Origin of the sequence: Martinezella tropici, from assembly GCF_003287875.1 — a bacterium.
Taxonomy (GTDB): Bacteria; Pseudomonadota; Alphaproteobacteria; order Rhizobiales; family Rhizobiaceae; genus Rhizobium; species Rhizobium tropici_C.
The window spans coordinates 97,598-112,270 of sequence record NZ_QMKK01000025.1 but is presented as its reverse complement, the minus strand read 5'-3'; the positions used below and the strand labels follow the sequence as shown (position 1 = coordinate 112,270).

Genomic DNA, 14,673 nt, shown 5'->3' with positions numbered 1-14,673 from the left:
TCTTTGGGCCAAGGAGGAGTTGTTCATGACGGCTGCTGATACGAATATTTCCGAGCGCACGGTGACGGCCGGTCTGCTCGACCGTGAGCGAATCATCGCCAAGCCGGGCTTCAACCGATGGCTCGTACCGCCGGCGGCACTGGCAATCCATCTCTGCATCGGCATGGCCTATGGCTTCAGCGTCTTCTGGCTGCCGCTCTCCAAGGCGCTCGGTGCTTCGGCTCCGCCATCGGCCGAATGCGCAAATCTCAATCTCCTGACCGCCCTGTTTACGACGAGCTGCGATTGGCGCGTCAGCGACCTCGGCTGGATCTATACGCTGTTCTTCGTGCTGCTCGGCTCCTCCGCCGCCATCTGGGGCGGCTGGCTGGAACGGGCCGGGCCGCGTAAGGCCGGCGTCGTTGCTGCCTGCTGCTGGTGCGGCGGCATCCTGATTGCCGCGATCGGCGTCATCTTCCACCAGCTCTGGATCATGTGGATTGGGGCTGGCGTCATCGGCGGTATCGGGCTCGGCCTCGGCTATATCTCGCCGGTGTCGACGCTGATCAAATGGTTTCCGGATCGGCGCGGCATGGCGACCGGCATGGCGATCATGGGCTTCGGCGGCGGCGCGATGATCGGAGCGCCGCTTGCGAGCCTGCTGATGAACCACTTCCGAACGGATGGCGCTGTCGGCGTCTGGCAGACTTTCATCGTCATGGCCGCGATCTATTTCGTCTTCATGCTGGGCGGTGCCTTTGGCTATCGTTTGCCGCCGGCCGGATGGCGTCCCGAGGGCTGGAAAGCCCCTGCCGCCAAGAGCTCGATGATCACCACGAAGCATGTGCATCTTCGCGATGCTCACAAAACCCCGCAGTTCTGGCTGATCTGGGCAGTATTGTGCCTCAACGTCTCGGCCGGTATCGGCGTCATCGGCATGGCCTCGCCGATGCTGCAGGAGATCTTCGGCGGCGCATTGATTGGCCTGCCGGATGTGAAATTCGCCGATCTCAGCAAGGATCAGGTCGCCACCGTCGCTGGCATAGCCGCCGGCTTTGCCGGGCTGCTGTCCCTCTTCAATATCGGCGGCCGCTTCTTTTGGGCATCGCTCTCCGACAAGATCGGTCGCAAGAACACCTACTATTGCTTCTTCGTCATCGGCATTGCGCTCTATGTCCTGGCTCCCTGGGCCGCCGGTATCCATAGCAAGGTGCTGTTCGTGGGCGCGCTCTGCATCATCCTGTCGATGTATGGCGGCGGTTTCGCTACCGTTCCCGCCTATCTCGCCGATATTTTCGGGACTCAGTTCGTGGGCGCCATCCATGGCCGGTTGCTGACGGCCTGGGCAACGGCGGGGATCATCGGTCCTGTCGTGGTCAACTATATCCGCGAGGCACAGAAGGCGGCCGGCGTCGAAGGCGCCCAGCTCTATACCTTCACCATGTATATCCTCGCCGGCATGCTGGCTCTGGGGCTGATCGCCAATTCGCTGGTGAGACCGCTTGCCGACAAGTGGTTCATGTCGGACGCAGAGGTGGCGGCGTTGCAGGCAAAGACCGCTGCCGCCAATGCAGGCCCCACTGGCTCCTTCGGCATCGGCACCGGTGGCTTCGACGGCAAGGCACTGATCGCCTGGGCGATCGTCGGTATTCCGCTGCTCTGGGGCGTATGGGTGACGATCAGGAGCACTTACGCGCTGTTCGGCTAAGCGACCCTTCGGAAAATGACGAAGCCGCCCCGAAAGGCCGGAGCGGCTTCAAAAAAATCGACCTGCGAAGTTAGGCGGCGAGTTCGTCCGTTTCGTTTTCCTTGAACATCTTGGCGAGGTTCAGGAAGCAGATCATTCCGTTCTCTGTGGCGATGATGCCTTCGCAATAGGCGCGATCGAAAGATGCCGTGACTTCCGGCACCGGCTGTACCTGGCTGGAGGCGATCGTCAGGATGTCGGAGACGCGGTCTACCAGCATACCGATGACCATGTTGTGCACTTCGGCGACGACAATGGCGCTACGCTCATTAGCGACCGTGCTCTGCATGCCGAGCTTATAGGCGAGATCGATGATCGGGATTACCGAACCGCGCAGGTTCATGACGCCGATAACATCTGCCGGCGCATGCGGGATCGGAGTCGACGGTGCCCAACCGCGAATTTCGCGGATCGTGGTGGTCTTGACGCAGAATTCCTGATCATGCAGCCGGAAGGCAATGATCTCCAGAGTTTCGCCGCTGAAGCTGGTGGAATTGATCGTGGCCATGAACGTTCTTCCCGTTGAACTCTGACGCCGAATGCGGCGCGTTATTGGCACGATAGAGCAAGAAGATTGCTCAAACCTAAATCTATACAAGCGGTTTCGACTGGACAGGCTGGCAAAGAACGTAGCTATAGCGAAGAAGGGGCTCACTCCTTTCTCATCCTGAGCCCGTCGAAGGACGAGGGTGGCCCCAGATAGGAATGCTCGCCCGCCAGCAATCCACCACCGATTCCTCTGCCAGCCGGACAGCGCCTCAGGCGGCTCGTGTCGGGCGGTCGAAGATGCGGCGGCCGAAGAGGCTTGCGGCCATTTCCACCAGGACGCGGGCGCTCTTGCCGCGATCGTCGAGGAAGGGGTTGAGTTCGACGAGGTCGAGCGATGAGACGAGATTGCTGTCGGAGAGCATCTCCATGATGAGATGCGCCTCGCGATAGGTGGCGCCGCCTGGCACCGTTGTGCCCACACCCGGTGCGATATCCGGGTCGAGGAAATCGACATCGAAGCTGACATGCAGCAGGCCGTTGGCGGCGCTGACGGTATCGAGCACCTTGCGCATGATGGCGGCGACACCCTGCTCGTCGAGCGAACGCATGTCGAAGACGTTGACGCCGTGTTCGCGGATTTCCTCGCGCTCGTGCGGATCGACGGAGCGGATGCCGACCTGGAAGACCCTGCTCGGGTCGACCAATGGCCGGCCGGCCGGCAGAACGCCCTCTATCTCGGCTTCACCGCAGAAAAATGCGACGGGCATGCCGTGAATATTGCCTGATGGCGAGGTGGCCGGCGAATTGAAATCGGAGTGAGCGTCGAGCCAGAGCACGAAGAGCGGGCGACCAACCTCCGCTGCATGACGCGCCATGCCGGAGACGCTGCCCATGGACAGGCTGTGATCGCCGCCCAGGATCAGCGGAAAGCCGCCCGATGACGCAACATCATAGACCTTTGCTTCCAACGCTCGGGTGAAAGCGCCGACGATCTTCAGATTATGGGCCTGTGGATGCTCCGGGAGGTCCGCTGCCGGAACAGGATGCAGGTCGCCGCTGTCGGTGACGCGATGGCCAAGCTCGAACAGCGTGGTTTCGATGCCGGCGATGCGGAGCGCCGTCGGACCCATACCGGCGCCGCGGCGGCCGGAACCTTCCTCCAGGGGAACGCCGATCAAGGTAACGGGAGTGGATTGCGTATTCATCGGCATTGCTCCGAAGGTTAGAGCGTTTCCGGAAAAGCCAGCAGCGGCTTTGCCCGGGACGGCATGAAAACAAAGAGATAGTTCAGCTCGGAGAGTCCCTGACGAGCCGAACCGGTCTGAATTATGGTGGCGTGCATTATCAATTGTCTGGATGACAGCAAAAAGATGGAAAATTGTCCAAAATCAACTGGGTTTCGACAGATTGATCAGTCCGATTGCACAGAATGACCAGCATATGGACGATCTGAATGCGATCTCGGCTCCTTCGATGAGATGCTACGCCGGATCAGGCTCCTCAACGGCATCAACAGATGCCGCGCGATCCCTCAATATTCATGCTCGTAGACGACACCGGCTTCTCCGGCGCCGTCCGATCCTGCCGCGCCGCGCAGCTTCACGCCGCGTCCGACGTTGAAATTGATGATGGCCTTGGTGTTGTTGGAGGCGCCCTGCTGCAGTTCGATATAGGTGCGCTTGTTGATATATTTGCCGGCGCCCACCTGCGCCTGGCCGTTCGCATCGGTCGAGATATCGAGATCGTCGACGCCGAGATGGCTGCGCAACCCCTCGAACAGCGATGAGGAGCGTCCGCCGGCGAGCTGGCTTGCGGCATCGGCAAGCTGGGCGATCTGCATGGCCGATAGTTTCGACATGGACTGGCCGAAGATCAGCTGCGCCAGCACCTCGTCCTGCGGCAGCGCCGGCGAGGAGGAAAAGCTGATTTGCGGATCGGTCGCGAGACCGGTGACATCGACGGTGATGGTGGTTGAGCTTACCGTCGAGGTCGCCTCCATGTTGAGCGCGGGAGTCAGGTCGCCGCCGAAGGTGATCTTGCTGGTATCCGTGAAGTCCAGCCGGCGGCTGAGGACGGTCAGACGACCGCGCCGCATGGTGAAGCCGCCGGATACCACAGGCTCCGCTGCCGTGCCGCGCACGGTGATGCTGCCGCCGAGTTCGGCGTCGATGCCGCGGCCGCGCACGAAGATCTGCGAGGGTGCATCGAGTTGCAGGTCGATGCCGAGGGTGGTCGATTTGCTGCGCGGTCCCTCCGGCTTCTGATCCTTGAACTGAGCGTTGACCGCAGCCGGGGCATTCTTGTGCTTGATGTTGATCTCGGAGAGCGATGCCGGCAGCTTTTCAGGCACCGTGATCGACGCCTTGTTGATCCTCAGATTGCCCGTCAGCATCGGTGCGGTCAGCAGCGGACCCTTGACGCCGAGCGTGCCATTGATGGTCGCGGCCACCAGCGTCCCGTCGACATAGGTCGCGTTGTTGAACTTCATCTGGATATCGGCCGGGAAACCGCTATCCGGGGCAATCCCGACCGTGCCGCTGCCTGAAATGCTGCCGCCGCTCGACAGGTTGCCGCTGAGCCGCGAGATAACGGCCTGCTTGCCGTCGAGGCTCACTGTGACAGCAAGGCCGTTGAGGGTCAGGTTCCGGCGGACATCGACCAGCTTGGCACCGTCGGCGGTAATCGTGCCGGTGATGGCCGGTGCTGCCGTCGTGCCGCCGATCTGCATGTCGATCTTCGCCGTTCCCGTCATGACCAGGCCCTGGGCGGCGAGCTGGCCGGCAAGTGCATCGAAAGGCACATTGCCGGAAAACTTCAGCGCCATCGCCTTGCTGCCGGCAATGGCGACAGTGCCGCCGCCGTTGAGTGCGAGGCCGCTCTGGCCGGTCAGGTTGGTATTGATGGTCACGACATTGTCGGCGAATTTGCCGTCCGCCTTGATGCCGAGTGCGGCGAGGCCGGCGGATTTCGTCTGGCTCGTCGCCGCGCCCGACCAGTTTGTCTGGAACACGACGGCAGGCGAGGTCGCCTTGCCGGTGACCGCCACCGTGCCGGAAATGACACCTTCTGCCGCAAGGGTAGGCGCGAAGACATTGGCAAGGCTCGCCGGCAGGTTGGCGATCTTGGCATTGATGTTCAGTGTCTGACCGGCGGTGCCGTCGACGGTCACCGAGCCGCCGCCCGTCTGAAGGGCCAGGCCGTTCAGCGATGCGATCCCATCCTTGATGACGATCTTGGTCGGCGATGCCAGCTTCACCGGTATGGTGCGCGGGGCGCCGGCAAAGGAGTCGAGGTTCACCGTCGTCTGGTCGCCAGACGTCTCGACGCTGCCACGCGTCGTCAGCGGCGCGCTGTCGTATGTGGATTTCAGATCAAAGTCCGTGCGGCTGCCCTGCTGAGTGAAGGTCAGGCCGAGACCGGTGATGCGGTTGGCGCCGGAGGCTATGGTATCCGCCCGGATGCTGCCATTGGCGGAGAAGGCCTTGAGGTCGTCGACGGTGAGCACGACAGCCGGCTTGGCGATGACGAGATCGTCACGCCGGATGCCATTGCCGCTGGCGTTGATCTTCAGGCCGGTCTTTCCATGGGCGCTGGCGATATCGAGCGAGCCCTTGAGATCACCCTCGGCCTTCTGTCCGGCGAGGGCTGCAAGGAGGCTCAGATCCGGCAGATCGAATGTCAGCGCGCCTGACGGTTCGAAGCTCGGCGACAGATCCAGCTTGCCTTGCAGCCTGTTCGTACCGATCTCGGCCGATAACGATGGGATGCTGGTGCGGCGGTCCTTTGAAACGGCGTCGGCGGCGATACGGATCGGCTTGCCGTCGATAGCCCCATTTGCCTGGATGTTTGCCTGTGGGGCCTTGGGATCGGCGGTGCCGGTCACGCCGATATCAAGCGTATCGAGCAGCCGTCCCGCCAGTTTCACGTTGACGGCCTTGACGGTCGCGTCAATGCCGAGAGCGGTCACCGGTCCCTTGGCTTTGAGGCCGAAATCGGCCTGTCCTTCGGCGTTTGGAATGAGCTTGGAAAGGTCGAGCAGCTTGCCCGACAGATCCGAGGTCAGCGACTGGTCGTTGAGCGCGAGATTGCCGTTGATCTCGGCAACATTGGATTTCACCGCAAGGTTGGAGAGCGTCATCTTGGTCGGCACCGTGCCGGCGACCTGGCCCTCCAGCGAAATCGTGCCCTCGAACTTGTCCGAGACGCCGTCGGGCAGCACGCCGGGCAGGGCGAAGAGCTTGAAATTGCCCGTCAGCGCCTTCGAAGACAGCGTATATTTGCCGTTGACGGTGCCGCCGATGCTGGCGCTTTCCAACGTCGTATTGTTGAAGCCGATCGTGTCGGGCGAGAGCTGCAGAGGCGCGGTCAGCGCGATCGGCGCCCGGATCAGACGGTTGAGATCGGCGCTGAGGAAGGCGGTCTGGCCGACGACCAGGCGGAGCTGCAGCGGGCCGGACATGGAGGCCAGATTGAAAGCGTCGCTTCTGGCGCTGAGATTGACCTGACCGATCTGCCCCTGCGGCGTGCTGGCGCTGTCGAGAGCCGCCTTCGCATCGATCTTCACCGACTGCGCCGCGCCCGTCAGCGCGATATCGACGCGGGAAATCAGCGCGCGCAATTCGCCGTCTTCCATCGGCCAGCGGAAGTCGACGGGGCCGGAAGTGCCGAGCAGATTGGCATTGAGGCTGTTGTTGCCGTTGGGATCCAGCGTGCCGGATGCGGCAAGCACCACGCTGCCGGTGGCAAGATTGCCGGTCTGGATATCGATCTTGCCCTTGCCGTCGAAGGTTGCCGAGAGATCGATGGTGGTCTGTCCGGCAAAGAGCGGCCGCATGGTCGGCGGGAGCAGCGAGTCGACGTCGCCGCCACCCTTGACGTCGATATGATGCAGGCCGTCGGCCGAGAGGCTGTGATGGCCGTTGATGGCGACCGTCGGCTTGCCGTCCAGCGCTGCCTGCAGCTTGCCGGCCCAGTTGGAGAGGGGGCCATCGCCCGAAAGATCAATGTTGATCGCCGGGCCGCCCGGCAGATGCAGGAGGCCCGCCAGCATGCCGTCGCGCGGCTCGGAGATCTGCGTCTTCAGCTTCAGCTGGTTGTCCGCCGGCGCAAAGGCGATATCGGCGGAAAGCTTGGCATCGGGCACATCATGGCGGCTGGCATTCAGCATGAGACCCATGCTGTTGCTGTTTGCCTTGACGCTGCCATCGGCGGCCAGAACGAAATCCTGTCCGGCGACTGCCTGGCCAACGCGAAGATCGGGCAGCGCGATTGCGTCGATATTGACGGCGATCGGCAGCGAAAACCCGCTGCTGCCTGCCGTTTGCGTTTCCTGCGCGGGGGCTGCCGTCGAAACCGGCAGACGCTGGAAATCAACGACATCGGCGGCGATACGATCGGCGTGGAACGTGCCTGTCAGCAAGGACAGCGGGGACCAATCCACGGCAAGGTTCTGGACCTTAGCATAAACGCCTTTCGTGTCTGCCACCGTAATGGCACCAACCCTCAGGTTTCCGTCGAGCAGCCCGGAAGGCGCTGCGATGGTAATGGTGCGGTCGGGTGTCGAGGCGAGCTTTGCCACCTGGTCGACGGCATAGGTCGTTGCGGAGGGGACGAGGCCGACGATGAGCACAGCCGCGATCACGAGCAAAAGGATCGCCACGACCGCGTAAGCGATCCAGCGTACCAATCTCCCGAGGATTCGAATCAATATGCTCATGAAAGCGACAGTAACCTCAATTTTGTAACCGTGTGCTGAAACGTCCGCGACAACTATACGGCTTGTCAGAAGGCCTGACCGATGCCGGCATAGATGCCATAAGATGTGCCATTGTCATATTTCTTCAATGGAACGGCGACATCGAGTCTGATCGGACCGAAGGGCGTAGCGTAGCGCAGGCCGACGCCAGCGCCAATGCGCAGATCGGAAAAGTCCGGGAAGGCGGTGTCGGTAACGCTTCCCATGTCGACAAAGGGTACGACGCCGATCGTATCGGTGATCTTCACGCGGGCTTCGAAGGAGGCGGTCACATAGGAGCGTCCGCCCGTTTCGTCACCATTGGAATTATAGGGTGAGATCTCCTGATAGCCGTAGCCGCGCACCGAGCCGCCGCCGCCGGCATAGAAGCGCCGTGTGGCCGGAATATCCTCGATATTGTTCGCGCCCAGCAGCGAGCCGGCCGCAAGCTTGCCGGCAAAGACGACGTTGTCGTTGGCGCCGATGCCCTTGTAGCCGGTGATGGAACCCTCGAACGAGCTGAAGATCGTGCCGCCCATCGCTTCATAGCTCGGCTTGGCGCCGACAGACGCGCGATAACCCTCCGTCGGGTCCAGCTTGTTGTCGCGCGTGTCGCGTACATATTCGAGCGGGATCGCGACCGTCAGATAATTGTGTTTTCCGAAGGCGTCGGTGGTATCCGATTCATAGGAGATCTCGCCGCCGGCGGAGACGGTATCCTGATCGTTGATTTCATAAGCAAGGCTGCCGCTTGCCGTCGCTGTATTGGCGTCGTAGGCGTCCGGATGCAGGCTCTGCAGCTTGAGGCCGGCCGTGAAGGTCGCCGAAGGATAGAAAGTGGCGGGTCTGACATAGGTGATGCCAGCCGTGTAATCGAACTGGCCCACATCGGTCGTCTCGCCGATGCGGGAGATGGAGCCCTCGATGCGCAGCGAATCCGCGCGGCCGGTCAGGTTGCGGTGTCCCCAATAGCCCTGCAGGCCGAAACCGTCGATGGTGGAATATTGTGCGCCAACGCCGAAGAAGCGCTGCTTGCCTTCCGAGACTTCAATAGTCGTCGGGATGCTGCCATCCGGCGCGAGCTTGTCTGCCTCGCGAATGGTGACGCTGGAAAAGACGCCGAGTTTTCTCAAACGGTCCGACGCCTTCTTCAATTCGTCGGGAGAGTAAGGCTTGCCTTCATTGATGCGGGCGTAGCGCTTGATGAAATCCGGGTCGACCGATTTCTGGCCGGTAACGCCGACATTGCCGAAGGGAGCGACGGGGCCGCTTTCGACCTTCAGCGATACGTCGACGGTGTCGGTCGCATGGTCGGCGATGACGTCGCGCTTGTCGAGTCTGGCGAGCGGATGTCCCTCGTTCTTGAAATCGGCGACCATCTTGTCGCCGGCCTTCAGGATCGTCAGAGAGCCTGCATCGCCGCCGCGCACGAGCCCGTAATTCGCCGGGTCCAGCCTGGCGGCGTCGCCCTGAAGGCTTACTCTGCCGAGTTTGAAGACCGGGCCCGGATCGATGGCGATGGTCACCGCGACCGGCTTGGCGCGGCTGAAGGTCGGCGTCGGTGGCAGTGCATCGAGCGGGGTGCCGTTGATGGTGATGGTAACCACGCCGCCGTAGCGAGCCTTTTCATAGAGGACGGCGATCAGCCGGTCGCGATCGTCACGCGCCTTTACGACGACGCCGAGATCGCCGGATACGGGCTTCTTCTCGTCGGCAATCAGCATCGAACTGTCGTTCAACGCGTCCTTCAGATCCTTGTCGAGATTGTCGGCCTTGAAATCGACCGTGTAGCGAACGGGATCGGAAACCTGGTCCGCCGTTTCGTCCTCTCCCCAGAGCTTTATCCCAAAGAGTTTAAATGCAAAGGCATTTCCGGCACATATTGGACCGAGCGCAAGCACTGCCGCAACCGCTGCCACGGTTCCTGCCCGCCGATACGCAATACTCTTCCTCGGTTCAGTTCTTTTATGCATACGCCGCTTTACGGTTACATGAGAACTTACTCAGTTTGACGTTTCCCGGGAGTTAACGCGCGGCCACCATAGAGGCAAAAATCTCTCAGGTGTACCTTTTTGAAGTAAAAACGTGGAAAATATGCCCATTATTTGGGTGAAACGCTGATGTTTCCGCCAGATTTCCATATATTCGAGCGGTCTGAAAAATAGTTTCCAAGGGGTGTCCCGGCCATGTGGCAGGCGGGTTTGGGGTCGGTGTCACAACCTTTTATCGGCCGGAATCAAAAAGTCCCGGACTTGCGGTCCGGGACTTTCGAAAACGCCGTACTGGGATCGATCAGTAGCCGCCGTAACCGCCGCCGTAGCCACCGCGATAGCCGCCGCGCGGGCAATCGTCGATGTAGCGGCGACCATAGCGGTCGCGGTAGTAGCACTGGCCGGGTTGCTCCTGGACGCTGCCGATAACGGCGCCGGAGACGCCGCCGATGGCCGCGCCGACCGCCGCACCGCGGACGTTGCCGGTGACTGCGCCGCCGATGATGGCGCCGGATGCTGCACCGATGCCTGCGCCCTGTTCGGTCGGCGTGCAGCTTGCGATAGACAAGCCGACCAATGCGAGCATAAGAACTTTCTTCATTGACTCTCTCCAACGTTAGTTAAGCCGAACCCCGGCCAACGTCGTCCCATTCTTCAGCTCCACCACGATGGGCTGTCTTTCAGTCCTGCAATGATGAAAAATATCGTGCAAAATATGATTGTCCATTGGCTGCCAATAGTTTTTTTGTTGCCGAACATAGGCCGCTTCGTATCCGGAGAATAAAACGACGGCGCGAAGCAGAAAATCCGCGACTGCTCTAAAGTAGAGGTTGATTGGACTGCAAAAAAGTCAAATGATGCCGCTTGCCTCTGGAGGAGAGGCGAGGAGGAAAATATGGCAAAGGTGACTTTGACGGTGAACGGCCGTTCGGTCAGCGGCGAGTGCGAGGATCGTACGCTGCTTGTCCATTTCATCAGGGAAAAACTCGGCCTGACCGGAACCCATGTCGGCTGCGATACCAGTCAGTGCGGCGCCTGTGTCATCCACATGGATGGCAAGTCGGTGAAGAGCTGTTCGATCCTGGCCGTTCAGGCTTCCGGCTCCAAGATCACAACCATCGAGGGTCTGGCCGCCAATGGCGAGCTGCACCCGGTCCAGGCCGCCTTCAAGGAGCATCATGGCCTGCAATGCGGCTTCTGCACCCCGGGCATGGTGATGGCATCGGTCGACATGATCAATCGTCACGGCGGCAAGCTGGACGAAAAGACCGTTCGCAGCGAACTCGAGGGCAATATCTGTCGATGCACCGGCTATCACAACATCGTCAAGGCGGTGCTTGCAGCCAATGCCGAGATGAATGCCGCCAAGCAGGCGGCTGAATAGAGTTTCACCGAGACCGTCTGGCAGAGCGCCGATGATCGTCGTCTTGGCGTGATGCCAGGCCCGCAACCCCGATGGGAGGATGTGATGGGCGTGGAAGGCATTGGTGCGCGCGTGGCGCGCAAGGAAGACAAGCGATTTCTGACGGGCAAGGGGCGCTACACCGACGACATGGTGACGCCGGGCATGAAATATGCCTATTTCGTCCGCAGCCCGCATGCGCATGCAAAGATCAAAAGCATCGATACGACCGCGGCTTTGGCCATGCCTGGCGTGATCGGCGTGTTCGACGGCAAGCAATTGCTTGATGATGGTATCGGCAACCTGATCTGTGGCTGGATGATCCATTCCAAGGACGGGTCGCCGATGAAGATGGGCGCCTGGCGTCCCCTGGCGGCCGATACGGTGCGCTATGTCGGCGACGCGGTTGCCATCGTCGTTGCCGACAGTCTCGGCGAGGCGCGCGATGCCGCGGAGGCCGTGGCGGTCGATTACGAGGAGCTGCCCGCCGTCGTCGAGGCGGTGGATGCGCTGAAAGCGGGCGCGCCGCAAATCCATCCGGAAGCGCCCGATAACCTGATCTTCGACTGGGAACTGGGCGATGCGGCGGCGACCGACAAGGCGATTGCCGAGGCAACCCATGTCACCGAGATCGAGATCCACAACAACCGGCTTTCGCCGAATGCCATGGAGCCGCGCGCCACGCTCGGCATCTACGATGCGGCCGAAGACCATTATACCTGCTACACGACGAGCCAGAACCCGCATGTGGCGCGGCTGGTCATGAGCGCCTTCTACAATGTCGCCCCCGAAAACAAGCTGCGTGTCATCGCGCCCGACGTCGGCGGCGGCTTCGGCTCGAAGATCTACATCTACCCGGAGGAAATCGTCTGCCTCTGGGCATCGAAGAAGACCGGCGTGCCGGTGAAATGGACGGCCGACCGCACGGAAGCTTTCCTGACCGACGCCCATGGCCGGGATCATGTCTCCAAGGTCAAGATGGCCTTCGATGCGCAGAACCGCATCACGGCGCTGAAGGTCGACACGATCGCCAATCTCGGCGCCTATATGTCGCTGTTCTCTTCGTGCGTGCCGACTTATCTTTATGCGACGCTGCTGTCAGGCCAGTATGCGATCCCGGCGATTCATGCCAATGTCCGCACGGTCTATACCAACACCGTGCCGGTCGATGCCTATCGCGGCGCGGGACGTCCGGAGGCGACCTATCTTCTGGAGCGTACGGTCGAAACGGCGGCGCGCGAACTCGGCGTCTCGCCGGCGGAATTGCGGCGGATCAATTTTGTCCGCACCTTCCCTCACCAGACGCCCGTCATCATGAACTACGATGCCGGCGACTACGAGGCCTCGCTCAATGCCGCCATGCAGCAGGCGGATTGGGATGGTTTTCCTTCGCGCAAGGCGAAGGCAGCCGCCCGCGGCATGAAGCGCGGCATCGGTATGAGCTGCTATATCGAGGCCTGCGGCCTTGCGCCGTCGCAGGCCGTCGGCGCGCTCGGTGCCGGCGTCGGCCTTTGGGAATCCGCCGAGGTGCGGGTGAACGCGGTCGGGACCATCGAAGTGCTCACGGGCTCGCACAGCCACGGGCAGGGACATGAGACCACCTTCGCGCAGCTCGTCGCCGACCGGCTCGGCGTGCCGATCGACAGCGTCTCCATCGTCCATGGCGATACCGACAAGGTGCAGATGGGCATGGGCACCTATGGCTCCCGCTCGGGCGCCGTCGGCATGTCCGCCGTCGTCAAGGCGCTCGACAAGGTGGAGGCGAAGGCGAAGAAGATCGCCGCGCATCTGATGGAGGCAGACGAAAGCGATATCGTCATCGAGAACGGCGAAGTGAAGGTGGCGGGCACCGACAAATCGCTGCCCTGGTTCCAGGTGGCGCTGGCGTCCTACACCGCGCATAACCTGCCCGCCGGCATGGAGCCGGGCCTGAAGGAAACCGCCTTCTACGATCCGGCGAACTTCACCTTCCCGGCCGGCTGCTACATCTGCGAGGTGGAGGTGGATCCGGAGACCGGCAAGACCGAGATCGTGCAGTTCGTCGCGGCCGACGACTTCGGCAACATCATCAATCCGATGATCGTCGAGGGGCAGGTGCATGGCGGCATCGCGCAGGGTATCGGCCAGGCGCTGCTGGAAGGCGTGCATTACGACGAGAGCGGCCAGCTTCTGACGGCAAGCTTCATGGACTACACCATGCCGCGCGCGGACGATCTGCCGTCCTTCCAGCTTTCGCACCAGAATACGCCGTGCCCGAACAATCCGCTGGGCGTGAAGGGATGCGGCGAGGCGGGCGCCATAGGCTCCCCGCCGGCGCTGATAAATGCCATCACCGATGCGATCGGCAACAACACGCTGACCATGCCGGCCACACCGCTCAAGGTGTGGGAAGCGGCACGGGCTGCTGGCTGAGAGGAGGACAGGACATGTACGCAACGAATTATCATCGCGCCTCCTCGGTCGACGAAGCCGTGAAGCTTCTGTCTGATGCCGACGAAGGCAAATACGTCTCCGGTGGCATGACGCTGATCGCGACCATGAAACAGCGTCTGGCATCGCCGAGCGATCTCGTCGATCTCAGGCATATCCCTTCGATCAAGGGAATCCGTGTCGATGGCCGCAGGGTCACGATCGGCGCGGCGACCACCCATGCGGAAGTTGCCTCTTCGGCAGCGATCCGCACGGTCTGTCCGGCGCTTTGCGATCTTGCCGGCATGATCGGCGATCCGCATGTCCGGCATATGGGCACGATCGGTGGGTCCATCGCCAACAATGATCCGGCCGCCGATTATCCGGCGGCTATGCTGGCGCTGAATGCCACCATCGTCACCGATCGCCGCCAGATCGCGGCCGACGACTTCTTTCGGGGCCTGTTCGAGACGGCGCTGGAAGGGGCGGAGCTTATCACCTCCATCGCCTTCGATGCGCCGGAGCGGGCAGGCTATGCCAAATTTCCCAATCCCGCCTCGCGCTATGCGTTGACGGGGGTCTTCGTCGCCAAGGGGGCAGGGGGCGTGCGCGTTGCCATTACCGGTGCCGGCGCGGACGGCGTGTTCCGCCATGCCGAACTGGAACAGGCGCTTGCGGTCCACTGGCTGCCGGACGCAGTTACCGGCGTGACAGTGGACCCATCGGCGCTGCTCTCCGACCTGCACGCCACGGCCGAATATCGCGCCAATCTGATCAAGGTCATGGCCAAGCGCGCCGTGGCTGCTGTCTAGATTCGCCATGAACAGGCCGGAGCGGCGGGGTTTACCCGCCGCTCCGGATAGAGTGTTTCCAGCACGGTTTCGATTGTCAATTTGACGTGAATGGTTATTCTTGTCTGGAA

Annotated in this window: 9 protein-coding genes; 4 read left to right on the top strand and 5 right to left on the bottom strand. The window is 61.7% G+C overall.

Annotated elements, in window-relative coordinates:
• Positions 1 to 25: 25 nt before the first annotated feature.
• The gene (locus tag DQ393_RS08570) at positions 26 to 1,687 is read left to right on the top strand and encodes an OFA family MFS transporter (protein WP_112341333.1); all 1,662 of its coding nucleotides are present in this window, start codon (positions 26 to 28) and stop codon (positions 1,685 to 1,687) included.
• 70 nt (positions 1,688 to 1,757) lie between these two features.
• Here the strand turns inward: DQ393_RS08570 and DQ393_RS08565 are convergent, their stop codons facing one another.
• The 5 genes from DQ393_RS08565 to DQ393_RS08545 form a co-directional block, all read right to left on the bottom strand.
• Positions 1,758 to 2,234: a chemotaxis protein CheW gene (locus DQ393_RS08565; RefSeq protein WP_069612887.1), complete on the bottom strand. Its 477-nt coding sequence runs from the start codon at positions 2,232 to 2,234 to the stop codon at positions 1,758 to 1,760.
• A gap of 250 nt (positions 2,235 to 2,484) precedes the next feature.
• Complete coding sequence (gene rocF, locus DQ393_RS08560; protein ID WP_112341712.1) at positions 2,485 to 3,420, bottom strand: arginase; 936 nt, start codon at positions 3,418 to 3,420, stop codon at positions 2,485 to 2,487.
• 326 nt (positions 3,421 to 3,746) lie between these two features.
• On the bottom strand, positions 3,747 to 7,931 hold the full coding sequence (locus DQ393_RS08555) for a translocation/assembly module TamB domain-containing protein (RefSeq protein ID WP_112341332.1): 4,185 nt from the start codon (positions 7,929 to 7,931) through the stop codon (positions 3,747 to 3,749).
• A gap of 65 nt (positions 7,932 to 7,996) precedes the next feature.
• A complete protein-coding gene (locus DQ393_RS08550) occupies positions 7,997 to 9,922 on the bottom strand; it encodes an autotransporter assembly complex protein TamA (protein ID WP_112341331.1) in 1,926 nt (641 codons plus the stop codon).
• A gap of 319 nt (positions 9,923 to 10,241) precedes the next feature.
• A complete protein-coding gene (locus DQ393_RS08545) occupies positions 10,242 to 10,541 on the bottom strand; it encodes a glycine zipper domain-containing protein (protein WP_069612891.1) in 300 nt (99 codons plus the stop codon).
• Between the two features lie 294 nt (positions 10,542 to 10,835).
• On the opposite strand from DQ393_RS08545, the gene DQ393_RS08540 reads away from it, so the two are divergent.
• From DQ393_RS08540 to DQ393_RS08530, 3 genes are all read left to right on the top strand, one after another.
• A complete protein-coding gene (locus tag DQ393_RS08540) occupies positions 10,836 to 11,324 on the top strand; it encodes a (2Fe-2S)-binding protein (protein WP_112341330.1) in 489 nt (162 codons plus the stop codon).
• An 84-nt stretch (positions 11,325 to 11,408) separates the two neighbouring features.
• Positions 11,409 to 13,754: a xanthine dehydrogenase family protein molybdopterin-binding subunit gene (locus tag DQ393_RS08535; RefSeq protein WP_112341329.1), complete on the top strand. Its 2,346-nt coding sequence runs from the start codon at positions 11,409 to 11,411 to the stop codon at positions 13,752 to 13,754.
• 14 nt (positions 13,755 to 13,768) lie between these two features.
• A complete protein-coding gene (locus tag DQ393_RS08530) occupies positions 13,769 to 14,563 on the top strand; it encodes an FAD binding domain-containing protein (RefSeq protein ID WP_112341328.1) in 795 nt (264 codons plus the stop codon).
• Positions 14,564 to 14,673 lie beyond the last annotated feature (110 nt).